General features: G+C 46.0%; 20 protein-coding genes and 1 pseudogene. 5 read left to right on the top strand and 16 right to left on the bottom strand.

Annotated elements, in window-relative coordinates:
• Window positions 1–28: 28 nt before the first annotated feature.
• Window positions 29–1,612 (bottom strand): BCCT family transporter, encoded by a 1,584-nt coding sequence (locus QTO06_RS10340; protein WP_331407836.1) that lies wholly within the window; start codon window positions 1,610–1,612, stop codon window positions 29–31.
• Between the two features lie 292 nt (window positions 1,613–1,904).
• Here QTO06_RS10340 and QTO06_RS10345 point away from each other — a divergent pair, with 292 nt between their 5' ends.
• Window positions 1,905–4,313, top strand: coding sequence for a beta-mannosidase (locus QTO06_RS10345; RefSeq protein WP_331407838.1), 2,409 nt, complete (start codon window positions 1,905–1,907; stop codon window positions 4,311–4,313).
• Between the two features lie 259 nt (window positions 4,314–4,572).
• Here the strand turns inward: QTO06_RS10345 and QTO06_RS10350 are convergent, their stop codons facing one another.
• The 8 genes from QTO06_RS10350 to QTO06_RS10385 all read right to left on the bottom strand — a co-directional run bounded on the left by QTO06_RS10350 (window position 4,573) and on the right by QTO06_RS10385 (window position 11,204).
• Window positions 4,573–5,226, bottom strand: a complete 654-nt coding sequence (locus tag QTO06_RS10350) for a LuxR C-terminal-related transcriptional regulator (protein WP_331407840.1) — start codon at window positions 5,224–5,226, stop codon at window positions 4,573–4,575.
• Window positions 5,226–6,041, bottom strand: coding sequence for a helix-turn-helix domain-containing protein (locus QTO06_RS10355; protein WP_061007572.1), 816 nt, complete (start codon window positions 6,039–6,041; stop codon window positions 5,226–5,228). Before QTO06_RS10355 ends, QTO06_RS10350 begins: the two co-directional genes overlap by 1 nt.
• Before the next feature lie 66 nt (window positions 6,042–6,107).
• Complete coding sequence (locus QTO06_RS10360) at window positions 6,108–7,124, bottom strand: GGDEF domain-containing protein (protein WP_331407845.1); 1,017 nt, start codon at window positions 7,122–7,124, stop codon at window positions 6,108–6,110.
• A 372-nt stretch (window positions 7,125–7,496) separates the two neighbouring features.
• The gene (locus tag QTO06_RS10365; RefSeq protein ID WP_005441438.1) at window positions 7,497–7,751 is read right to left on the bottom strand and encodes a hypothetical protein; all 255 of its coding nucleotides are present in this window, start codon (window positions 7,749–7,751) and stop codon (window positions 7,497–7,499) included.
• A gap of 147 nt (window positions 7,752–7,898) precedes the next feature.
• Entirely contained in the window at window positions 7,899–9,125 is a 1,227-nt protein-coding gene (gene gltS, locus QTO06_RS10370; RefSeq protein WP_331407847.1) for a sodium/glutamate symporter, read from the bottom strand.
• A gap of 210 nt (window positions 9,126–9,335) precedes the next feature.
• Complete coding sequence (locus QTO06_RS10375) at window positions 9,336–9,875, bottom strand: disulfide bond formation protein B (RefSeq protein ID WP_020196073.1); 540 nt, start codon at window positions 9,873–9,875, stop codon at window positions 9,336–9,338.
• A 12-nt stretch (window positions 9,876–9,887) separates the two neighbouring features.
• On the bottom strand, window positions 9,888–10,043 hold the full coding sequence (locus QTO06_RS10380) for a DUF5993 family protein (RefSeq protein WP_005429588.1): 156 nt from the start codon (window positions 10,041–10,043) through the stop codon (window positions 9,888–9,890).
• A 159-nt stretch (window positions 10,044–10,202) separates the two neighbouring features.
• Window positions 10,203–11,204, bottom strand: a complete 1,002-nt coding sequence (locus tag QTO06_RS10385) for a TolC family protein (protein ID WP_331407851.1) — start codon at window positions 11,202–11,204, stop codon at window positions 10,203–10,205.
• Between QTO06_RS10385 and QTO06_RS10390 the strand changes: the two genes are divergently transcribed.
• The gene (locus QTO06_RS10390) at window positions 11,191–11,496 is read left to right on the top strand and encodes a DUF6559 family protein (RefSeq protein WP_331407854.1); all 306 of its coding nucleotides are present in this window, start codon (window positions 11,191–11,193) and stop codon (window positions 11,494–11,496) included. The genes QTO06_RS10385 and QTO06_RS10390 overlap by 14 nt on opposite strands.
• Here the strand turns inward: QTO06_RS10390 and QTO06_RS10395 are convergent.
• From QTO06_RS10395 to ppsA, 5 genes are all read right to left on the bottom strand, one after another.
• Window positions 11,493–11,789 (bottom strand): Dabb family protein, encoded by a 297-nt coding sequence (locus QTO06_RS10395; RefSeq protein ID WP_331407856.1) that lies wholly within the window; start codon window positions 11,787–11,789, stop codon window positions 11,493–11,495. The two genes, QTO06_RS10390 and QTO06_RS10395, sit on opposite strands and share 4 nt — an antisense overlap.
• Before the next feature lie 168 nt (window positions 11,790–11,957).
• A complete protein-coding gene (gene tyrS, locus QTO06_RS10400; RefSeq protein WP_331407858.1) occupies window positions 11,958–13,214 on the bottom strand; it encodes a tyrosine--tRNA ligase in 1,257 nt (418 codons plus the stop codon).
• 81 nt (window positions 13,215–13,295) lie between these two features.
• Window positions 13,296–14,117 (bottom strand): helix-turn-helix transcriptional regulator, encoded by an 822-nt coding sequence (locus tag QTO06_RS10405; RefSeq protein ID WP_331407860.1) that lies wholly within the window; start codon window positions 14,115–14,117, stop codon window positions 13,296–13,298.
• A gap of 299 nt (window positions 14,118–14,416) precedes the next feature.
• On the bottom strand, window positions 14,417–15,196 hold the full coding sequence (locus QTO06_RS10410) for a hypothetical protein (protein ID WP_331407862.1): 780 nt from the start codon (window positions 15,194–15,196) through the stop codon (window positions 14,417–14,419).
• Window positions 15,197–15,382: 186 nt separating this feature from the next.
• Window positions 15,383–17,752, bottom strand: a complete 2,370-nt coding sequence (gene ppsA / locus QTO06_RS10415; RefSeq protein ID WP_331407864.1) for a phosphoenolpyruvate synthase — start codon at window positions 17,750–17,752, stop codon at window positions 15,383–15,385.
• Window positions 17,753–18,101: 349 nt separating this feature from the next.
• On the opposite strand from ppsA, the gene ppsR reads away from it, so the two are divergent.
• Window positions 18,102–18,938 (top strand): posphoenolpyruvate synthetase regulatory kinase/phosphorylase PpsR, encoded by an 837-nt coding sequence (gene ppsR / locus QTO06_RS10420; RefSeq protein ID WP_331407866.1) that lies wholly within the window; start codon window positions 18,102–18,104, stop codon window positions 18,936–18,938.
• A 97-nt stretch (window positions 18,939–19,035) separates the two neighbouring features.
• On the opposite strand, the gene ansB is transcribed toward ppsR, so the two are convergent.
• Complete coding sequence (ansB, locus tag QTO06_RS10425) at window positions 19,036–20,100, bottom strand: L-asparaginase 2 (protein ID WP_045383968.1); 1,065 nt, start codon at window positions 20,098–20,100, stop codon at window positions 19,036–19,038.
• Between the two features lie 524 nt (window positions 20,101–20,624).
• Between ansB and QTO06_RS10430 the strand changes: the two genes are divergently transcribed.
• On the top strand, window positions 20,625–20,840 hold the full coding sequence (locus tag QTO06_RS10430) for a hypothetical protein (protein ID WP_331407872.1): 216 nt from the start codon (window positions 20,625–20,627) through the stop codon (window positions 20,838–20,840).
• Between the two features lie 120 nt (window positions 20,841–20,960).
• Here QTO06_RS10430 and QTO06_RS10435 read toward each other — a convergent pair whose 3' ends face one another.
• Window positions 20,961–22,217, bottom strand: coding sequence for an adenylosuccinate synthase (locus tag QTO06_RS10435; protein ID WP_331407874.1), 1,257 nt, complete (start codon window positions 22,215–22,217; stop codon window positions 20,961–20,963).
• Between the two features lie 107 nt (window positions 22,218–22,324).
• Between QTO06_RS10435 and QTO06_RS10440 the strand changes: the two are divergent.
• Window positions 22,325–22,789 (top strand): annotated as a pseudogene (locus QTO06_RS10440) (LysR family transcriptional regulator); the annotation flags it as partial.
• Between the last annotated feature and the right edge of the window lie 149 nt (window positions 22,790–22,938).

Consider the following 22,938-nt stretch of genomic DNA (forward strand, 5'->3'; position numbering starts at 1 on the left):
AATTAAGAGAAAGACTTGGGTTACGTAGTTAAACCAAACCTTGCTCTTTTGCCATGTGGCTGGCGATGCTTGGCGCTTTCCAAATGCTTGGTAGCAAAATGAAAGACACGGGCACGGCCGTAATCACGATGAAAGATTGCAAAGCAGAGATGCCGCCAGAGCCCATTGAGATAAGCGCGATAGCCACCACACCCATCATTAAGCCCCAGAACGAGCGAATCACAGCGTTTGGCTCTGCTGATCCTGTCATTACCACACTGATGGTGTAAGTCATTGAGTCACCGGTTGTCACGATAAACGTCGTGGTCAGGATCAAGAACAATACCGAAATCACCATTGGGAATGGCAGTTCAGAGGTAATCGCAAGCAGAACCGCTGGTAGGTTAAAGCCTTCAAATGCGGATGAAATCAAACCTGGGTTTTCTAGCTCGAATGCCAAACCACTGCCGCCAACAATACTGAACCAGAAGCAGGTAATCAGAGGTGCAGCGATGCTGATAGAAAGGATCAACTGACGAATAGTACGGCCACGTGAGATACGTGCGATGAAGATTGCCATCATCGGGCCATAACCAATAAACCAGCCCCAGAAGAATACAGTCCACCAACTTAGCCATTCTGTGTCGCCACGGTAAAGTGCCATCGGGAAGAAGTTATCCACCATGCGGCCAATGCCTTGCACGTAACCATCGACAATAAAGCTGGTTGGGCCGAAGAACAGGATGTAACCAATTAGAGCCACAGACAAAATGATGTTGTAGCGGCTCACAAGCTGGATGCCTTTGCTCACACCGCTCAGTGCTGACAAGGTGTACATTAGAATTGCAGCCACAATCACCATGCTTTGAGTGATGAAGGTATCTGGCAAGCCGAATAGCGAGTTCAACGCGTAACTGATCTGCAGGCCTAAGAAACCAATTGGACCAATAGTACCAGCGGCTACGGCGATAATGCTGCAGGCGTCAGCCACGTCACCAATCCAACCGTTAATGGCCTTGTAGCCAAATACAGGGTATAGCAGAGTACGTGGTTTAAGTGGTAAGCCCTTATCGTAGTGAAGGTGCATCAAAACCACAGAAGAAAGACAACCTAAGATTGCCCAAGCAAGGAAGCCCCAGTGCATGAAAGACTGAGAAAGTGCATTGATTGCAGATGCTTTTGGTGATGCCTCACCGTAAAGAGGCGGCGCAGAAACAAAGTGCGCGATAGGCTCAGCTGCGGCCCAGAAAACACCGCCACCCGCGAGTAGGGTACAAAGTACGATCGATAACCATTTAAAAGTATCGATATCTGGTCTCGCTAAACCACCCAAGCGCACGTAACCCGTACGACCTAGCGCAATAGCCAAACCAATAAGGAAATTCAGAAGGAGTAATACTTGCCAGAAGGCACCGAAGTATTGAGTCGCAAACCCGAAGCCTGCGTTAACCATTGCGGTCAGAGAGTCTGTATTCGTCAGAGCAAGTAATACAAACACGGTGAGGAAGCTACCACTTAGCCAGAATACTGGGTTAGTGAGTTCAAGGCGCTTTAGAAGGGAAGGAGGATGGATCGCAGAATAGTCTGCCTCCTGAATAGGAGCATGAGAGGCGGCGTTCGTCATATTTGACATAATTACTTCGCTTTTTAGGGCTCGGAAGCCGTGCATTTCCCTCACACCAATAGCTCGAAAAGTGTGAGGATGATCAAAAAGCCGCTGATACTAGCACGTTGAGAACCTCAATATAACCGCAGAGCGCGATTAATTGTCGATCTCTAAAGTAAATAACTGATTTATGGAATGAGATTATTTGCGTGAAGTGCGCCGCATTTCATACGTAAATGACATTCCCCTTATTCTTGTAAGGACACCTCAGGATTACATTGAGCCAACCTGTTCTAATAAAAATTAAAGGTCTTACCCTATGGCTCAAATCGAACTCAACGGGACGTGGCAGCTTACCTCGCCACATCGTCCAGATATCGATATTCCTATGACTTTGCCCGGTGACAATGTATCCGCATTATTGCAAGCAGGGCTCATCCCGAATCCCTATTTTGCTGATAATGAAGCGAAAGTTCGTTGGATTGAAACTTGCGATTGGCACATTTCACGCGAGTTTGATGTCGATGGTTCTGTGCTCTCTGCCAAACAAGTGTGGATGACGCTCACCCGTGTAGACACCTTAGCGAACTTTTATATCAATGGTGAGCAAGCACTAACTAGCAGCAACATGTTTGCCCAGCAACGTATTGATATCAAACCTTACTTAAAACAAGGCACTAACACGATTCGAGTTGAGTTTGCCCGTGTGGATATAGAAGGGCTAGAACGTGCGAAGAAATTACCATTCCCTATTCCTTCGGCGATGGGGAACAACCAGATCCCGCACATGAACTTGATTCGCAAAACACAATGTCACTCGGGATGGGACTGGGGCATTTGTTTGATGGTGTCTGGCATTTATGACCTGATTCAAATTGATGTAATAAACGATGTGTGGCTCAAAGGATTCTCTACAGAGCAACAATGGCAAGCTGATGGTAGCGTGCTAGTTGATGTATTAACCGAAGTAGAAACCGATACTCAACCTCATGAAATCACGATTGAATTTGATGGTCAGCGCCAATCGATTCAAACCGAAGGAAGTGGTCACTATCACTGCCAGTTCCATATTACCGAGCCAAAACGCTGGTGGCCTGCGGGCTATGGTGAAGCTTACCTTTACCCAATGACAGTATCTTGTGGTGATCAATCGCTATCACGCAAGATTGGTCTGAGAGAGTTGAGCTTAAATAACCAAGCTGATGAGCATGGTTCGGCGATGGAGTTTGTTGTCAACGGCACACCAATCAATGCCAAAGGCGCAAACTGGATTCCGGTGGACGCTATGCCAGGGCGTGAGTGTGAAAGCCGCTATCGTGCGTTATTGCAAAGTGCTGTCGATGCCAATATGAACATGATTCGTGTCTGGGGTGGCGGCCAATATGAGAGCGAAACTTTCTACAACCTTTGTGATGAATTGGGTCTGTTGGTTTGGCAAGACATGATGTTCGCTTGCTCGCTGTATCCATCTGATGATGATTTCTTAAAAGATGTGGAACAAGAGTTGCGATTCCAAATCCCGCGTCTAAAAGAGCATCCTTCCATTGCGCTGTGGTGTGGTGATAACGAAGTGATTGGTGCAATTGGTTGGTACGACGAATCCAAGCACAACAAAGTCAAATATACGGTGAACTACGATCGTCTGAATCGAATGATCGAACAAGTCATTGGTCAGCAGGACGATTCACGTCGATTTTGGCCAAGCTCGCCTTGTAACGGCGAGCTGGATTTTGGCGATGCGTGGCACGATGACAGTAAAGGCGACATGCATTTCTGGGATGTTTGGCACTCAGGAAAATCGTTTAATGCTTATCTAAACATCAATCCACGATTCTGTTCCGAGTTCGGTTTCCAATCTTGGCCTTCGTTTGCTGAAGCAAAACAGTTCGTACCAGAGCAGGACTGGAACGTTACCTCACCAACGTTTGAGCAGCACCAAAAGAACCCACGCGGTAACAGCATCATCACAGAGATGTTTACTCGCTACTTCCGTTTCCCTTCCGGCTTTGAACAAATGTTGTACCTCAGCCAAGTGCAACAGGCGATGGCAATCAAAACCGCTTGTGACCATTGGCGCGCGATCTCTCCAGTATGTCGTGGCATGTTGTACTGGCAATTAAACGATAACTGGCCAGTGAGTTCATGGTCCAGTTTGGAGTACAGCGGCCGTTGGAAGCAATTGCATTACCATGCGAAACGCTTCTTTGCGCCGCAGTACTTGGTGTTCTCGGAGCATACTGGCAAATTGAGTCTTCACTTGTTAAATGACGCCAAAGAATCAGTTGATGTGAGTGCGCAATTGCATTGGGTGAACTGGCAAGGTGAAGTGAAACAAACTTGGTCGTTAGAGCGCACCGTTTCCAATGACAGCAACACCATTGTTTGGCAGTTGGATGAGCAGTTTGATTCGTATGAGTTGGCATCGGGTTTCTTCTACGTAGAAGCACAAGTTGGGAAAGATCGAACTACCAACACTTGGTTTAGCACTCATGAACTAAAAACATTGCCGATGGAAAGAGCGAATATTGAAGTAACGATTGAAGCCAATAAAGTCACGCTCGTTGCCGATAAGCCAGCGTTCTTTGTTCATCTTGAATGTGATACGGCTGGACGCTTTGACGACTCAAGCATCACGCTATTGGTGAACCAACCTGTCACGGTTGAGTTCTTGGGTGAAGACTTAGCAACGATGGCGGAATCGCTACGCGTGTATCATTTGATGCAATAAGAGAGACTCAAGCGAGTCTAAGCATAGCAAGCGCATTAAAGGGGGCCTCCGTGCCTGTCTCTTATACACAAATCCCCAAGCTTGTAGCTTGGGGATTTTTTTTGAACTCTTTAACGTGTGTGCGATCTGATCACTTACTTGGGAAGGATGGTTTAAACTGCAAACCATCCTTGAAGGCTACGAGCTCGCAATGTCTCTTGATCACTAGACTTGTGATCAAGAGACAGGCCTCCGTGCTCCCTTTGTTTTTGGACGAGGACTAGAACAAGTTACGTTTTGCCCAAGCGACCGCTTGCATTCGGTTCTTCACTTCCAGTTTGCGGAAAATACTATACAGGTGCGATTTAACCGTGTGTTCACTGACAAATAATGAGTCTGCAATATCAAGGTTAGAGCCGCCTTGGCACAGGGCGGTCAGGACTTGCATTTCTCGACGAGTGAGTTCAATTTCGAGTTTCGTATCCAGCTCAGTAACCGTGTGGTTAAGATTTACTAGATAGCCAAGCAGTCGATTGAGAATGTCTCTAGAGAGCCAGTTCTCCCCACTCAGAATACCTTTCAAGCCTCTGATTACCTTGTCGAAGTCATCTTCAAAATAGAACAAGCCTTTGAGGTTTGACCAAGTGAGTAGGCTCTCCACGCCCAAGTTGGGTTCTGCATTCACCAACACCGTCGCATCGACATGTTCCAGCTCACTGAGGGTCATTTTAACCTCCGATAGATCGGGCAGGGAACTGTCGACGATCGCCATGTAGTGCTCATCTCTATAGTGAGGTAATTCTACTTCAGCCCCTTTTGCTAATAGCACTGGTTGTCCAAGCTGTTGCTCGATGGCCGTTTGTAAGCCTCGACCTTGTATATTATTGAAGGTAAACAATAAGATGGTACTGTCGGTTGCGTTGTTATTTATCATTAGTGGGCCTCCTGTCGAGACTGCATAAATTCATTTCCTACTTGATGGAAGCGATAGAGCACCAGATCTAAGAGTCCATCAAAGCAATGCTTCACCATGGGGTTCTCGAATATGTGTGTCGCGGGGGCTTTAAAAAACGTGACCCGCCGGTGGTGGTAGAAATCCCGTATGAAAATGTCGAATAGAAGTTGTTTAATTACGGGCTCATGAACCGGAAAATGGATGATGGCATTGCCCATAACTTGGATGATGTCAGTCACCAAGAATTTCAAAATTGAGCGCCCTAAATGCCATAAGCTGAGAATCCGAAATTCAGACCTCAGCTCTTGGTAAATCAAATGTCCAACTAACATGCCCTTGCAATAGTAGAGGCGAGCCTTGCTGGGGGATTCGCCAAACTGGTTGAGCGTGTCCTCCACACCTCCGGGGGTAATTAACTGCTTGTGGACGGCGTCAATCTGTTCGAACTCTGAATCGCTGATTTGACTGAGAGAACAACTTTTCACATCGGTAACCTGATACTCGTAAACAATGTCTTTAAAGCTCAAATAGATGTTTTTACTTTGCGAGGCTTTTATCCTTTTATACTCACTGGAAGTGTATTCATACTGCTCACCGATATAGTGAGAGAAGGCGAGTCGCTTTAACAAACTCGGTGTGACTTTTCCGCTTTCCCACTGACTTAATGTGGGTTGGTTTAAGCTTTCAAAAGCGCTGTAACTCCTTGCTAAGTCGTCCGCCAATTGACCTTGAGTTAATCCCCTCTCCTTTCGAACTGCAGCGACCGCATGCGAAAATTCTAACTTGCTAACCATATATCTACGTCCTGAACTCATTATATTTTTTGATTGCTTCGAAGCGGCTCGGACCGAGCCAAAACTCTATGTTCTTGATTTTTTAGTGAGGTACATCATTTGGTCTGCGTGCTGGATTAAGGAGTCACTACAGCTCCCTTCATAAGGGAAGCGCGCGACACCGACACTCAGACCGATGTGAACGTTTTGAAAATGGATAAAAATAGGTGCACTACATGCTTGGTGCAGCAAAGACTGAAACTGTTCTAAATCCTTTGTATGTTCTAGCTCGGGTAGACAAAGAATAAACTCATCGCCACCAATTCTCGTTGCGAACTGGCCATCGCTTAGTAGATGCAAAATGCGTTGGGCGGTAATGCGTAAAACCTTGTCTCCGGCATCATGCCCGAATTCGTCATTCACGGCTTTAAAGCCATCCAAGTCGATGTAAAACAGAGTAAACGGTTGAGCACGCTGTATCTGTCGTTCTATCAGCTGATTGCCTTTAAAGCGGGAATAACACCCTGTTAGCTCGTCAATCTCGAGCAGTCTTTCTAGTTTTTCAACTTGTTCATATTGGGTTTGCCATGCGCTGTGCCAATAGCTCTCGATAGAGTGTAACCCTTTGTAAATAAATAGGTTGAACAAGTACAGAAACGTACTCCGAATGGAGAACTCACTTAAACCCTGTAGTTTAAACAGGTCGTTGCCTGCGGTTATCAAATCAATGTTAAAGCAAACTGCCATTGATAGGGTGTATGTGATTAGTGACCAAAAAACACCGAACTCAATTAAGGCTAAAAGAAGGTTTATTGTGACTAATGACGAAAAGAGGAAGTGGCCGCCTAAGAAGTAGTACAGGTAAAAAGTGAGGGTGTAGCCGAGGATCAGAGCAATGACGACAGAGCGATGTCTTTGCTCAAATGCGAACGTTCGCCCCACCCATAGGTAGGTAAAACAAGCAACCGCGGATAACACGTAAGGAAGGTATACAACATAATTAACCCCTCTGATTGCACAAGCGAATAGGGTAATAAGAATCCCCAAACTTGTAGAGCGCATGTAGTAGCGCGTAAAAATTTTGGTGAACTGCGTTCTGTCCATAGTTATGTCTCAAAGGAACAGCAAATAATGGGCAGTCAGAGATAGGGTTCAGTATGGATTGAGTGTGGATGGAGAACGTGAGAAACAAAGAATTTGCACCGCATGAACTTGGAAATGCGAGGCGCATATGCTTTTTCGGGCGTTTTTCTCGTCTGCAAGCGACACTGCATTTCATAAAGATGCTCGATACCTACTGCCGTTTTTATAAACTATTCTATGAGGCGAGGTTGCATAAAACTATACGGTTTTCGGGAAAATGCCCCGATCTCAATATGTCCGTATAAAAAGTGGGTTAACAGCAAATTTATCTAGGAAAAACTAATACTTAAGTGCTATAAAGTGTGAGTTAAATCAGTCTTAAGTTTGATATGTCTACTTGAGTTTTTGATGGATGCGGTAACCGGTTGCGTAACCAAGATAAAACAGCGCCGCAAGCGTAACGAACGCAGAAATGTAGGCAATAAAGTGATTCAAACCTAATCCAAAAGACAAGGTGAATGCAATGCCATTCACGGCTTCCATCGGGATCTTGTACCAAGACGCATGTACGGTCGATCCAAATAGAATAAGTGTGCCAATTAAAAAGAGTGTGCCAATGGAAAGGCCAACCCATCTACTGCTGTTCATGTTCATCTCAAGAGTTACTGACTTCGTAACAAAATATTTCAAGAGAGGCATTATACAACTGAGTGAGGGGGGAAGTGGTAGCAATATTTGCATGAATATGACAAGAGGCCACCGGAGTGACCTCTTTTTAACCAGATGGCGTTTTAATTAGCCAATCCATTTAATGAAGTAGGGGATGATGAGCGCGTTCGCTAAATCGATGAAGAACGCACAAACCAGAGGTACGATAATAAAAGCCTGATGCGAGTTACCGTATTTCTGAGCAACCGCAGACATGTTGGCCATTGCCGTTGGTGTTGAGCCCAGTGAAATACCGCCAAACCCCGAGCAAACTACCGCTGCATCGTAGTTTTTCCCCATCAATGGAAAGACGACAAATATCGCGATACAAATTGCCACCAAGAACTGCGCGCCAAGAATGATAAAAATAGGCCCAGCCAAATCGACCAAAGCCCATAGCTGCATGCTCAGCAGTGACATGGCTAAGAACGCGCCTAACGCCATATCCGCAATTAACGCCACCGCGGGTTTTCTTGCTGGCCAACGAGTACCGGTAAGGCGAGGGTAAGAGGCGGGAATAAGATTAGAAATTAAGATACCGGCGAACAAACAGGTCACAAACAACGGCAATTCCAGCCCCAAACTGCTTACGCCTTCGTTCAAAATTGCGCCCAATATGATACAAACATGGATAGCTAACATCGCATCTAAGAAGTCATAAGCATTGATAGACGGTTGCGGTTCATCCTGCGCTGTACCCACGTCCATTTCTTCCACTTTAGCTGGCTTCAGGTTGTGTTTGTTGATCAGGTATTTTGCAATTGGGCCACCCATCAAGCTTGCTAAAATTAAGCCAAACGTTGCACTCGCGATGCCGATTTCCATGGCGGTATCAAGATCGAATATTTCAGCGATGCGAGGTGACCACGCAATCGCAGTGCCGTGTCCGTCAATCAGAGATACCGTGCCGCTCAATAAGCCAACCGCTTCTGGTTGATCTAATAGGGTCGCAATTCCAATGCCGGTTAGGTTTTGAATTAGCATGTAACCGATGGTGACCGAAAGCAGGATCAATAATGGCTTACCGCCTTTGAACAGATCTTGCAGACTGGCGTTGATGCCGATGGTGGTAAAGAAATACACCAGCAACAAGTCTCGGGTAGCAAGATCAAATTGGACATCGATTTGAGTGACGTAATGGATAACGGCGAACAACACCGATACCAAGATACCGCCGGAAACGGGTTCAGGAATACTGAATTCCTTTAAGAAACTGCTGGCTTGGGTTAGGCGCCTGCCTAAAAACAACACGATGATCCCGAGGGTCACCGCGAGAAAAGATTCGACCTGTAATACACCGTCGACAAAGTTCATAACCACTCCTGCTTTGGTAAAACATGATGAGAGAATTAATCGGTACGTTTATCTCTAAACATACTGACATGTTTGTATGACATCCAATTGCATACCAACGAATTTGAACCAAGTCGGATTGTGCTGAGAATCGTATTTTCGTAACCGATAGAAAAGAGGAGTAATACAAGGTCACTATGCATGACTCCTCTTGCTTCGATTAAGGGCTCGTTAGTTAAATAGCCAGTAGCTTTCTGGATTGTCTGGACATTGATAAGGGCCACATTCGGCAAAAGTCCCAATCACATTGAGTGCCACAACAGAAATCGCCAGCAAACATGTGATGCGACCTAGATTGCTCATTTCGTAAGGTTCTGGAGACTCCTCTTTACTGGTGAGCATCAGGATAACGGCGACCGCGAAAATGGTGGCAACAAACAACACAAACGCCCAAGTGTAATAGTGCATCCCGAAGATAGGGCTACCGTATCCAGGTGTACCGGGAATCACGTGCAAAGAGACTTGTCTCAGTGACGTAGCGACGCCATAGAGTGCGCCAATAAGTACCACTCCATAATGTCGAGACTGCGGTCCATACACCACGTTTAATAAAAAGCCGAACATGATCATGATGAAGCCAATGCGCTGCAATAAACACAAAGGGCAAGGCAACTCATTCAGTACAAATTGCAGAACAAAGCCAATCAGTAAAACGGCTGTCATGCCAAGCAGACCAAGAGTATTGAGTAAAGCCAGATAGTTTCGATTCATATGCAATCCCCCTTACAACAAGATGGAAAGAGGGTCGGTGGCGTGATGATTGAACCAATACAGTCCGATGATCACCGAGGAAGCAAAGAAGGCATAGCCCACCGCTTTCTTACCTAAAAATGCACTGAGCATCGCAATCAATAACAGCAAAAAGATTAATGTCATCATGAGGGAGTTCCTTCCTTACTCTCTGATTTCAATCCTTTTAACTATAGGAAACGCGAGCTAATGCGCGACTTTATCCACAATAAAAAAGAGGAGGGGTTAGATTCGAGGTCCCAGATGAAGCTAACCCACTCCCCAAAATCGTTACTTAACTCATTCGGTTTAACTTTGTGAAGATTGCTCTAATGCCCAATCGCCACCCAATGATTTGTAGAGTGCGACAGTGACCTGAGCCGTTTGCAATTTGGCTGCGATTTGTCGGTCTTGCATCATGCGTTGTTGGCGCTGAGCATCCAGTACCGACAAGTGGTCAATCAAACCAGCACGGTAGAGGGATTTGGCTTTCCCCACGGCTTTATCTGTCGCAACCAAAGCATCATCAATACGACGTTGATTCTCTTGGCTTCTGCCATAAGCAAATAGTGTGTAATCCACTTCAGCAAAAGCCGAATCTACGGCGTGTTGGTAAGTCAGAGTTGCTGCGTCAAAACGAGCCTGGTTGATGTCCTCTAAAGCATCGCCACGACCACCATCGAAGACATTCCAACTGATGCCTGCTGCCCCAACCCAACCGAAAGAATCACTGCTAAACAGATCATCAAAGCTAGAAGCGGACACGCCCGGAGCGCCGGTTAAGAAGAACTTCGGATATTGATTGGCGATACTTGCCGCAAGTTCTTCATTGATGGCTGCCATTTCTCGCTCCGCTAGGCGGATATCAGGGCGACGCTGCAGTAAGTCTGAAGGTAATCCGATTGGCACGACATTTTGCATTGCTGGTACACCTTGAGTCTCTGCAAGTCGCACTTCGACTTTCGATAAAGGCTCACCAAGCAGTACCGCGATACGATGTTTGTGTACCTGCTGCGCGATTTCCAACTGAGGAATGATTGACTCCATCGCTGCAAGCGTCGCTTTGGCCTGCGCTAAATCGAGATCCGAGCCATAACCGCTACGAACCACTTTCTCGACCAAGTCCATGGTTTTTCTTTGGTCTTCAAGGTTTGATTTAGCTAAGTCGAGACGCTCGCTTGCCCCTTGATACTGCAAGTAGTTATGAATCAAATCCGCAGTAAGCAAAGTCGTCAGCCCGCTTTGATAAATCTCTGCTTGCTCAACACGTATTTGCGCGGCATTGGATTGGCGATCAATGCGACCAAACAAATCCAATTCCCAAGCGATACTTGCGCCGGCAAATACACCATCATGCTGGTTGTCCAACAAGGTGGTATTGGCAATTTGTGGTGGCAGGCCTGCTGCTGAATCGCCAATAGGATTGAGCGCAGAAGTTAGAACTGAGCTTACTTCCTTGCGTGCAGATGTCTCGAATGACTTTTTCGATGGTGGTGATTACACCGCACAAGATGTGCTGAATCTACTTGGTTCGGGAGGTTGGAAAGGCGGTCGTATGGACGACGATATGTCCCACCGATTCGGAATGAATAGCCGATACTAAACCTCGTAATCAAACACGATGATGTCTTCAAGCAGTGGTCTAAATACCTCTTTCAATACATCGTACTCTGGGTGAGGTAGGTAGTTCTGACGACCCGCTTCATCGGTAAACGTCATCATCACGGCGTGTGTGTAGTCTTTGTTCTTTCCTTCTGGGCTGTTGTTTAAGCCCCATTCGACGTCGGTTACGCCTTCCACTTTCTTTGGCATGGCTTCGAATAGCTCTTGCAGGTGTTGGATTTTGTCGCTGGTGGCAGAAGCTTGAAATTTGATGAGTAGAATGTGTCTGATCATGGTTTTGTGCTGTTGTTATATTTTGTCATGTTTGAAGAACAACACTATAACGGGCATCCACTCTAAAGTTAGCTTTTGGCTTCACAAAATAGAGAAACAAAAACGCGAGCACTTTGGCTCGCGTTTTTAGTTGGTTTATCTAGGTCGTAGGTCGTTAGATGGGAACCGTTAACCCGCGATGCGTTTCACCAAGTAGAAATGCTTTTTACCGCGTTGAAGTAACCAGTATTGATCGAACAGCGGGAAGTTCAAACTTGGGTTTTCTGCATCCACTTTCTCGCCGTTCACACTGATGGCGTTGTTGCCAATCAGCTCACGAGCAATGCGCTTTGAGTTGGCTAAGCCTGATTCAACCAGAAGCTCGACCAAGTCTTGCTCGGAACTTTGCATGCTCGGTAAGCCATCGAGCTCCAACTGTTTTAGCTCGCTCAAACTGAGTTGCTGCACATTGCCGCTAAATAGCGCTTGAGTGATTCGCTCTGCACTTGCTAAGCCTTCTTCACCGTGGACAAAGCGCGTCACTTGCTCTGCTAGGGTACGCTGTGCTTGCGGTTTGCCTTTGCTCTCTTTGTCTTGCGCTTCAATCGCGGCAATCTCATCGCAACTCAAGAAGGTGTAGTAGCGTAGGAAGTGGTAAACGTCGGCATCTTCCGCAGATAACCAGAATTGGTAGAAAGCGTAAGGTGAGGTCTTACTTGGATCTAACCACACAGCGCCACCTTCGGTTTTACCAAATTTAGTGCCGTCAGATTTGGTGATCAAAGGTAAGGTTAAGCCAAATACTTGCTCTCCATTTTGGCGGCGAGTAAGGTCAATGCCACTAACAATGTTGCCCCATTGGTCATTGCCACCGATTTGTAGGCGGCAGCCGTATTGACGGTTTAGTTCTGCGAAGTCGTAAGATTGCAGCAGTGCGTAACTGAACTCGGTGAACGAGATACCTTGATCTGGACGTTGTAAGCGTTGCTTTACCGACTCTCGACTGATCATGGTATTCACGGAGAAATGCTTACCTACGTCGCGGAAGAAGTCGATCACGTTAATCTGCTTTACCCAATCCGCATTGTTTACCATGATCATGGGCTTGCTGACTTGGTTATTCATCAACTGTTGAATTTGATTCGACAGATCTTGTACCCAACCCGTTACGGTCTCTTCTGAGTTTAAGCTTCGCTCTGTGGCTTTAAAACTTGGGTCGCCGATCATACCCGTAGCTCCACCGATCAGGGCGATGGCTTGGTGTCCTGCATCTTGAAAGCGCTTGAGCATAATCAGTGGCACTAGGTGGCCAATGTGCAAGCTACCTGCGGTTGGATCGAAACCGCAGTACAAGGTTTGTGGCTCAGATAGCAGTTGTTGAACTTGGTCTAAATCGCTCGCTTGGGCAATCAAACCGCGAGCTTGTAAATCTTCAATCAGTGTCATCGTCTTATCTTTATCTGGTTTGGTTGTATTCAGATTAAAAGGCGATGCGGAATCGAGATATATCCCTAAAGGGACAGTTTGTTATCTTGATTGAATTATCAGGTGGTTGAGAAACAACTGAAAGAACTCGCTTAACGACGCCACATTCAGTTGTGCGTAGATGCGTTTACGGTGATTCTTAACGGTGCCTTCTGCAACATCTAGCTGCGTTGCAATCTCTTTGCTGTCATAGCCTTGCGCGATCAATGCCGCGATTTCTTGTTCTCGTTTGGTGAGGACGGTTTGGCCAAAAGATGCCAGTGCAGATTCAATCGCGGTACGAATTTGTCCTGAATAAGCGTTAGGGCTGAACACTGGCTCGGCGAGTGTAAACTCGGTCTGTTTCCAGTGTTGTTGGCACAGAGACTGAATAATGGCGAAGAAAGATTTAAGCTTGGTGACTTGAGGTTTGGTGAAGCGTTTGTCGTCTTGCATAAAACCGAAGTAGAGCATCACCCAACGCGTCGGCTCGATTTCGATCAGCATGCTGAGTTCATCCTTCCAGCCCGTTTGATGATAAAACTGCTCACAGTAGGTTTGGTAATCGAGATCGTTACGCGCGACGTCTTTGCCTACGACATCTTTGAGCGTAAAAATGCCTTGCTCTTTGTTAGCGTGAAGCTTCTGGTAAAACGGGTCGTTTTGAAAAGAGGTGGTGAGGTAACGCTGGAACAAAAGCTCGCGCTCATTTTCAATCGAATCATACAGATAGATAGGGTGTTTGCCTTCGCGGTAGCCGAGTATCACCGCGCAATCAAAGCTCAATAACGAAGCTATAACGCGCATGAGTTTAGGCGTAAAGCTTGGTGAATTAAGGGCAGATATTGTTTCTGCAAGCTGAGTGTTGAATGCGTCGCTGGGCATGGTGATTCGAGCGTGAGATAAAGGTTGAGATAAGCATAACGCAACGGGCTGGCATTCCAAAGTTATCTGCTATTTTGTTGTTCATACGACGTTGTGGGTTTAGAAACGTGCTGCATGAGACTCCTAGTCTCGCTTTGGCTCGCTGGAGTGACGGTATAAGGATTGTTGTGTGCTTCATAAGCGCACTAGGTTCATATTCTCATCGAAATATGCTGGAATGCCAGTGATGGGGCGAGTGTTGAGATAAACAAAACGGGGAGCGTTGTGCCCCCCATCAATAAATCCTTGTCACTAAGCGATTACTGCGAATCGGTCAGCTCTTTGTTGACCCAGTATTTCGAGCCAGAAACGTTCGCATCAACCAACAAGCCTGTGGTGTTTAACTGATATACCGCTACGCCGCTGTTGAATTGCGCTGTCATTTCTTCGCCATCCTCACCAGCAACTAAAGAAGCTTCGCTCGATGCTTCCCAGCCTTCCTCGACAAAGGTGTTGAAGTCTTTTTCTTTCTCAAACAGCACGACTTGTTGGTAGAACTTACCGCCAACACCAAGGGCGACACCCGCACCAAACATGTTCATGTAAGTGCGTTTATCCGTCGACTTGTTGACTGCAACACCAGAGCCGGAATTGGTATGGAACATCAGCGACAGTTTGCGTGAATCAAACACCGCATAACCGTAAGCTTTATCGTAAAGAACTTTCGCTTCTGGCTTCCCATTGAAGAGTTTTAGCAGGGCGCTATCCGCCATTAAATCAATGGCTTGGCGCGCTTCTTCTGGCGTATCACTTTCCATCAGCTCATCAATTTTCTTGTCAGCTTCGTCGATCCACTCTTTACTGGTTTCAATACTTGCATCCGTCCATTCGCCAGCGGTGTTGATCGCATCTTCTGACCAATTAGTGAAATCTTCCCATGCTTGTTTTGAGAATTCTTTGGTGCTGTCCCATGTCTCTTTGGCCGTATCAGAAACTGCATCCCCTAAGTCTGAAAGGCTGTTAGAAATGTCGTCCCAGTCGGCATAAGCCGGAGAAGCGAGCAAGGTTAAGGCAGTGATAAGGGCAAGAGGCTTTTTCATATATCCATTCTTCTATGAAATAGGTGTGTTTTAATTTTAGGTGAAAAAGGGGGGAGGGAAAATGAAAGGAAGACACAGCTTGGAATTACGGTCACGAACTTACATCGCTTTGACATGCTAGGTAAAGAAAAAGCCCTCAAACTCAGGAGCTTGAGGGCTTCGTATTACAAGTTAGGAAGGCTCGTTTTACTTGCTCACTTTACCTAGCTTCAACCAAGTATCGATAACCGTGTCTGGGTTCAATGATACAGAGCTGATACCTTGTTCCATCAACCATTCCGCTAGGTCATCGTGGTCTGATGGGCCTTGGCCACAGATACCGACGTATTTGCCTGCTTTGGTTGCCGCATCGATTGCCATTTGCAGCATGGCTTTCACTGCCGGGTTACGCTCATCGAATAGGTGAGCAACGTCGCCAGAGTCACGGTCAAGACCTAGTGTAAGCTGAGTCATGTCGTTTGAACCGATAGAGAAGCCATCAAAGTACTTCAAGAACTCTTCAGCAAGCACTGCGTTTGACGGTAGCTCACACATCATGATGACTTTAAGACCTTGGTCGCCACGGCGTAGGTCGAACTTGGCTAGTAGGTCGATAACTGATGCCGCTTCGCTTGGTGTACGTACGAATGGAATCATGATTTCAACGTTCTTCAGCCCCATCTCGTTACGAACACGTTTGATTGCTTGAGTTTCTAGCTCGAAACAGTCTTCAAACACTGGAGAAATGTAGCGAGACGCACCACGGAAGCCCAGCATTGGGTTTTCTTCGTGCGGTTCGTAACCTTTACCGCCCACCAAGTTGCTGTACTCGTTCGATTTGAAATCAGACATACGAACGATCACGCGTTTTGGCCAGAATGCAGACGCGATAGTCGCAATGCCTTCGGTTAGCTTGCTAACGTAGAAATCGATTGGATCTTTGTAGCCACGAATACGCTCAGTGATTTCAGCTTTTAGCTCATCGCTTTGCGCATCGAAGTTCAGCAAGGCTTTCGGGTGAATACCAATCATCTTGTTGATGATGAATTCAAGACGCGCAAGACCGACACCTTCGTTTGGAATCTGAGCGAAGTCGAATGCACGGTCTGGGTTACCTACATTCATCATGACTTTGGTTGGAAGCAGCGGAAGCTCATCGACCGCAGAGCGCTTGATTTCAAAATCCAGCTCGCCTTGGTAAACGTAGCCCGTTTCACCTTCTGCACAAGATACAGTCACTGTCTCGCCGTCCGTCAGTTTGCTGGTGGCATCACCACAACCAACGATGGCCGGAATACCAAGCTCACGTGCGATGATCGCTGCGTGGCAAGTACGGCCGCCACGGTTAGTGACAATCGCAGATGCCTTCTTCATTACTGGTTCCCAATCTGGGTCAGTCATGTCTGTCACCAGCACATCACCATCTTGTACAAGTGACATTTGGTCTAGAGAGTCCACCAAACGCACTGGACCTTTACCAATACGTTGACCAATTGCACGACCTTCAACCAAAACGTCTGCTTTGTTGCTGAGCTCGTAACGTTCAATCACGTTTTGCTCGCTTTGAGAACATACTGTCTCTGGGCGCGCCTGTACGATGTATAGCTTGCCGTCGATACCATCTTTTGCCCACTCAATGTCCATTGGACGTTGGTAGTGCTTCTCAATGATCATAGCTTGCTTCGCGAGTTCTTTGATCTCTTCATCATTCAGAGAGAAGGCGTTGCGCTCTTCCACTGAGGTATCGATGATCTCAACTTGCTTACCGATTTCTTGACGGTCTGAATAGATCATTTTGATCTGCTTAGAGCCAAAGGTCTTTTTAACGATTGGGTGTTGACCCGCTTCAAGCATTGGTTTGTGGACGTAGAATTCATCAGGGTTAACCGCACCCTGAACCACCATTTCACCCAAGCCCCAAGAAGAGGTGATGAACACCACCTGGTCGAAGCCAGACTCGGTATCTAGGGTGAACATTACACCAGAGGATGCAATGTCAGAGCGCACCATGCGTTGAATACCTGCCGATAGCGAGATGCCACGGTGGTCAAAGCCTTGGTGTACACGGTACGAGATAGCACGATCATTGAACAGGGAAGCGTAAACGTGCTTGGTCGCTTCTAGAACGGCATCAATGCCTTTTACGTTTAGGAACGTCTCTTGCTGACCCGCAAATGACGCGTCCGGTAGATCCTCTGCTGTTGCAGAAGAGCGAACGGCAACAGAAATCTCAGGATGATTGTCTGTCAGTTCTTTGTAGTTATCGCGGATGTCTTGTTCAAGATCCGCAGGGAACGGGGCTTCTAATACCCATTGACGAATGGTGGCACCTGTCTTACGCAGGGCTTCTACATCCTCAACGTCCAGTTCATCAAGTAGTTGGTGAATACGCTCATCCAAACCTTCGTGGTCAAGGAATTGGTTAAACGCATACGAGGTTGTCGCAAAACCGTTTGGTACTGATACACCAACATTGGCTAGGTTAGAAACCATTTCGCCAAGTGAAGCATTTTTACCGCCGACTTTGTCGACATCATCCATGGATAGTCCATTGAACCAGAGGGTGTTCTTTTGCATGTCTTTCTCCAGAAACATTGCAGCTTTGTAGGGATTAATACCAACCTCGAACAGTGGTTATGCATCCTTGCAGGTCAATGTCATTGAAGACGCAGTATCGAGCTGACAAGCAGCCATTGTAAGTAAGGGGCGTTAACTACAACTTCCCAACTGGGGCTTAAACGAATTTTCCGACGCAAACATGGTTCAACACTTTTCGTGGTTGATATGAAAGGCAAACGATTACGTCTTGGCTTAAAAAAACTCCGAAGAATTTTCAAAGCTGTGGGGCACGCAATTGCAAGCCAAACTCATTTATTAATATTATGTAAACCATCCTACTCAAATGAATTTTAAAAATTAAACTAAAATGCAAATAAATAGCCAAAGTCGTGATGTATTCTATGTTTCTGACGGAACGGCCATAACATGTGAGACGTTAGGGCATGTTGTTCTGGGTCAGTTTTCTTTCATTCCTAATGAAAAAACCTTTCCTTTTGTCGAAAGTGAAGACAAAGTGGCCGATGTCATCAAAGAAATCGAGATTTCCTACCAGCGTGATGGGATTAAGCCTTTGGTTTTCTTCTCTATTGTTGTGCCAGAAATTCGTGAAATGTTGCTAAAAGCGCCAGCTCATAGCTATGACGTACTAGAAAGCATTGTGCAGAAGGTGCAAGACGACATTCAGATGGAACCACAACCGAAGATGCAGCGCTCACGTAGCGTAAGCAAAGATTCGGACACCTATTTCGACCGTATCGCAGCGATTGAATACACGCTTGCTCATGATGACGGCATCACACTTAAAGGCTTGGATGAGGCCGATATTATCCTTCTTGGTGTTTCTCGTAGTGGCAAAACCCCAACTAGCCTGTATATGGCGATGCAGTTTGGTTTGCGTGTGGTGAACTACCCGTTTATTGCTGAAGACGTCAAGATGATGCGTTTATTGCCTGAGTTTGAGGTCCATCGCCATAAACTGTTTGGTTTAACCATCAACCCAGAACGGTTAAATGAAATCCGCGAGAACCGCTTGTCAGGCAGCGAATACGCCAGCACAGAGCAATGTAAGTTGGAGCTTGATACGGTAGAAGCACTGTTTAGAAGAGAAGCCATTCCTTACATCAACACGTCATCGCTGTCGGTAGAAGAAATCACCACGCGCATTCTTGAAAGAGCAGGTATGAAGCGTCGCTTGTTTGGCTAAGTTGCTAGTGAAAAGTAACAAAAGAGGAGGCATCTGCGCTTCCTCTTTTTAATTAGCGGTTAGCTTTAATTCATCGAAAGGTTCGCAAACCGTCCGATTAGTAATGTTGGAACATCTTCTGGATGTCTTGGTAATTTTTGGTCTGTGTTAGCGATAGCATCAACAAAATACGAGCTTTCTGTGGGTTCAACGTACCAGATGCCACGAAACCGTATTTATCGTCGTCAATTTCAGCATCTAGGGTAGTAGAGCCGGTTGGCGTGCGAGAGCTGCGAACAACCATGATGCCATCTTTACTTGCCTTTTCTAACTCATCAAATACGGTGTGGTACAAGTTACCATTGCCGACACCCGCACTGACGATGCCATCAAATTTCGCATCGACGAACGCTTTTACAGGTAAGCTCGACGCATTGGCATAGTTATAAACGATACCAACTTGTGGCAGCTTATCGAGTTTGGAAACATCGAAGGTTGTTTCAGTAGTGTGCTTACGCTCTGGGCTGCGTTGATATTTCGCATCGCTGTTGTGAATGTAACCGAGTGGGCCAAAGTTCGGTGATTGGAAGGTGCTGACTGATGTTGTGTTGGTTTTCGTTACGTCACGCGCATCAAAAATGGTGTCGTTCATTGCGACTAGCACGCCTCGACCTTGAGAATCTTCATCCGTTGCGGTCACCACTGCGTTGTAGAGGTTAACTGGGCCGTCAGCACTCATTGCCGTAGAAGGGCGCATTGCACCTACGATCACAACAGGCTTGTCACTCTTCACCGTTAAATCTAGGAAGTAGGCGGTCTCTTCTAAGGTGTCGGTACCATGAGTAATCACAATGCCATCTACGTCGTCCTGAGCGAGCAGTTCATTCACACGCTTGGCTAACGTTAGCCAGACTTCATCGTTCATGTCCTGAGAGCCGATGCTGACCACCTGTTCACCGGAAATGTCGGCAATTTTGGTCATGCTAGGCACTGCGTTGATCAGTGAATCGACTCCAACCTTACCAGCGGTGTAGTTGGATTCAGTGGCGGATTGCCCTGCACCAGCGATAGTGCCGCCGGTTGCTAAGATCTTGATGTTAGGTAAATCAGCATTTGCAAAAGCCAATGAGCTCATGCATAAACCGAGTGTTATCGAACTGAGGCGGAGAAACTTTTTGGTCATAGGAATCACCTGTTTTGGGTTAGATGTTGGGGGAAGCGTTATCTATCCTAAAAACAGTGCGGTAGATTTTTTGAGCACAACTTCACCAATTTACAGATGAAAATCGTGATCAACCAATCAGTTAAAGAACATTAAATCAACCATTTAACTTAGTTTATGTGCTTCATTAACAAGTGAACCTTTCCAGCAACCTAGTCTATATTCCGTTAATCGTAAATCATCAAATAGTGGATAAAGTGCCGTATTTGGTCGGATCCACCAAAGTAGAGTTTAGTGGGATTTAGGAGAAAGAAGGATAAAGGCATGTTTTATAAAGTAATCAGGCATTCTCCTTGTGTTATAAAATCGAAATGCCTGAATATTTTTAGCATGCGAATTAATAAAATTATCATTTTGAGATTCGCCCTCTCATTTTTGACTTACTACCCGCATAATTATTTAAAGAAATCGCAACTAACAACGAATAAAATAACTGTAACATTTTTTTTCACGGTGGAAGAGCAACCAAAAAGGAGTTCAGTAACATGGTAGCTAAAGTGTTTTGTGTACAGGTATCTTGTCCGAGTTGCGGAAAGTCGCATACCCCACAAGCAAAGGATTGGTTTATTGATAAAAATACGCCATTTTCAGTTGATGAAGGATATGATTTTCACTGTTTCTGTGGACAGAATATCGAATTTTCTTTGGTACCAGTCCAGTTTGGAGCGATGGTTAAAACGTTTGAAGGATACCCTCTTTAATTAATACCCTCTTTATATTTTCTTACTCTAACTAAGCAATCGTTTTTAATTAAAATAAAAAAAGCGGCTTTACCCCGGAAAAGATAAAAGCCGCTTGCCAATAGACGTACTGTTTACGTCTTAGCGCATAATCATTTGTTCACGACCAGGACCAACCGATACCATTTTCACCGGTACACCCATTAGCTCTTCAATACGTAGAACGTATTTTTGTGCCGCGACTGGTAGATCTTCAAATTTACGACAACCAGTAATGTCTTCGCTCCAGCTTTCCATCTTCTCGTAGATTGGTGCTAGTGCAGCCGTTTGAGGCCAAATTGGGTTTTCGCTGTGCTCGCCTTCGTAGCCAACACAGATTTTTAGATCTTTAAGACCAGTCAGACAGTCTACTTTGGTCAGAGCGATTTCAGTCGCTGCTTGAAGTTCAACACCGTTTTTCGTTGCAACAGCATCGAAGTAACCCATGTCACGTGGACGACCGGTTGTTGCACCGAACTCACCCGCAAGTTCACGGAATGCATCTTGCTCTTCCATTGCAGTGATTAGCGTACCAGTACCTACTGATGAGCTGAACGCTTTTGCTACTGCGATAACACGCTCTGGACGTAGAGCAGGAAGGCCACTACCGATACCAGCGTACATAGACACAACGTTTGAAGATGTTGTCCATGGGTACTCACCGTAAACAAGGTCACGGCCCGCACCTAGCTGTGCTTCGAACAATAGAGTTTGGTCTTTTGCTTGCAGCTCTTTTAGCGGCAGCGTTACGTTGCAGATAGCATCACGCCAAGGTGCAGATACTTCTAGCAACCAGTTCGCCATTTCTTCAGCGGTTTGTTCGAATTCGAACGTTGGGTAAAGGGCACGTAGTTGTGGAAGTTTCCAGTCCATCCAGAACTTGATGCGTTCTACTAGAACTTCTGGTTGTTTCAGCCAACCCACTAGGATGCCTTTTTTCATCACACGGTCGCCGTATGCAGGTGCAATACCTTGACGAGTAGAACCGTATGCTTTGTCGCCTAAGCGTTGTTCTTCCAGCGTATCTTCTAGTGCGTGTAGAGGTAGACACAGTGTCGCGCGATCAGAGATGCACATGTTCACTTTAACGCCTGCTTCCGCGACTTCCGCAATCTCCTGAGACAGCGACGCAGGGCTGATAACCATACCCGGACCTAAAACTGCCAAACAGTCAGGGTTGAAAACGCCACTTGGTAGCTGGTGCAGCTTGAACGTACCTAGGTCGTTAACCACGGTGTGACCCGCGTTGTTACCACCTTGGAAACGAATGCTTGCAGAAGCTTGCTCTGCCAAAAAGTCAACGATGCGGCCTTTGCCTTCATCACCCCAGTTTGCACCCACAACAACGATAGACGACATAATTCATTCTCCAAAAACAGACCGGAAAATCTTAGGATGCTCGCATGAATAAGAGAAATTAATTATACTCATTAACTTGATAAGAAAATCATATCGGGTAATTTTCTATGTTAGATTTGAACTGGTTACGTACTTTTGTCACCTTGGCAGAAGTGAAACATTTCGGCAAAACAGCGATTGAACTGCACATGACACAGCCAAATGTGAGCTTACACATCAAACAACTTGAGCAAGCGACGCGCGCGAAGTTGATCGAACGTAACCCTGTGCAATTGACTCAAGCGGGTAAGCGATTATTGAACACTGCTCAGCATATGTTGAATGAGTTACAAATCTGCCAATCCGACCTCAATGCGATCAATGACTTAACACAAGGCTCGCTCTCAATTGCGGCGAGTGATATTGTCTCGCGTTTGTTACTTATCAAGCCATTCCAACAATTTAAAAACGAGTATCCTGGTATCGATTTAGCGCTGTTCAATACCACCTCATCACAAGCGGTGGATTTGGTAAAAAGTGCTCGAGCAGACATTGGTTTTGTTATCGCACAGAAAGAGAGTCAACCACTGCACGGCTTTGTTGCGTAATTCAGACGAGAAACCAAACCTCCTAAAGTTGAGCGACTGTTATACAATATACTGAGTTTCAGGCATACCAAGCCCTGTAAGTTTGTTCAGTGCTTTGATCATGGCGTAAGTCTCGCCAACCTGAGCGTTGTAAT

Source organism: Vibrio sp. M260121 (assembly GCF_036533715.1).
Lineage (GTDB): Bacteria > Pseudomonadota > Gammaproteobacteria > Enterobacterales > Vibrionaceae > Vibrio.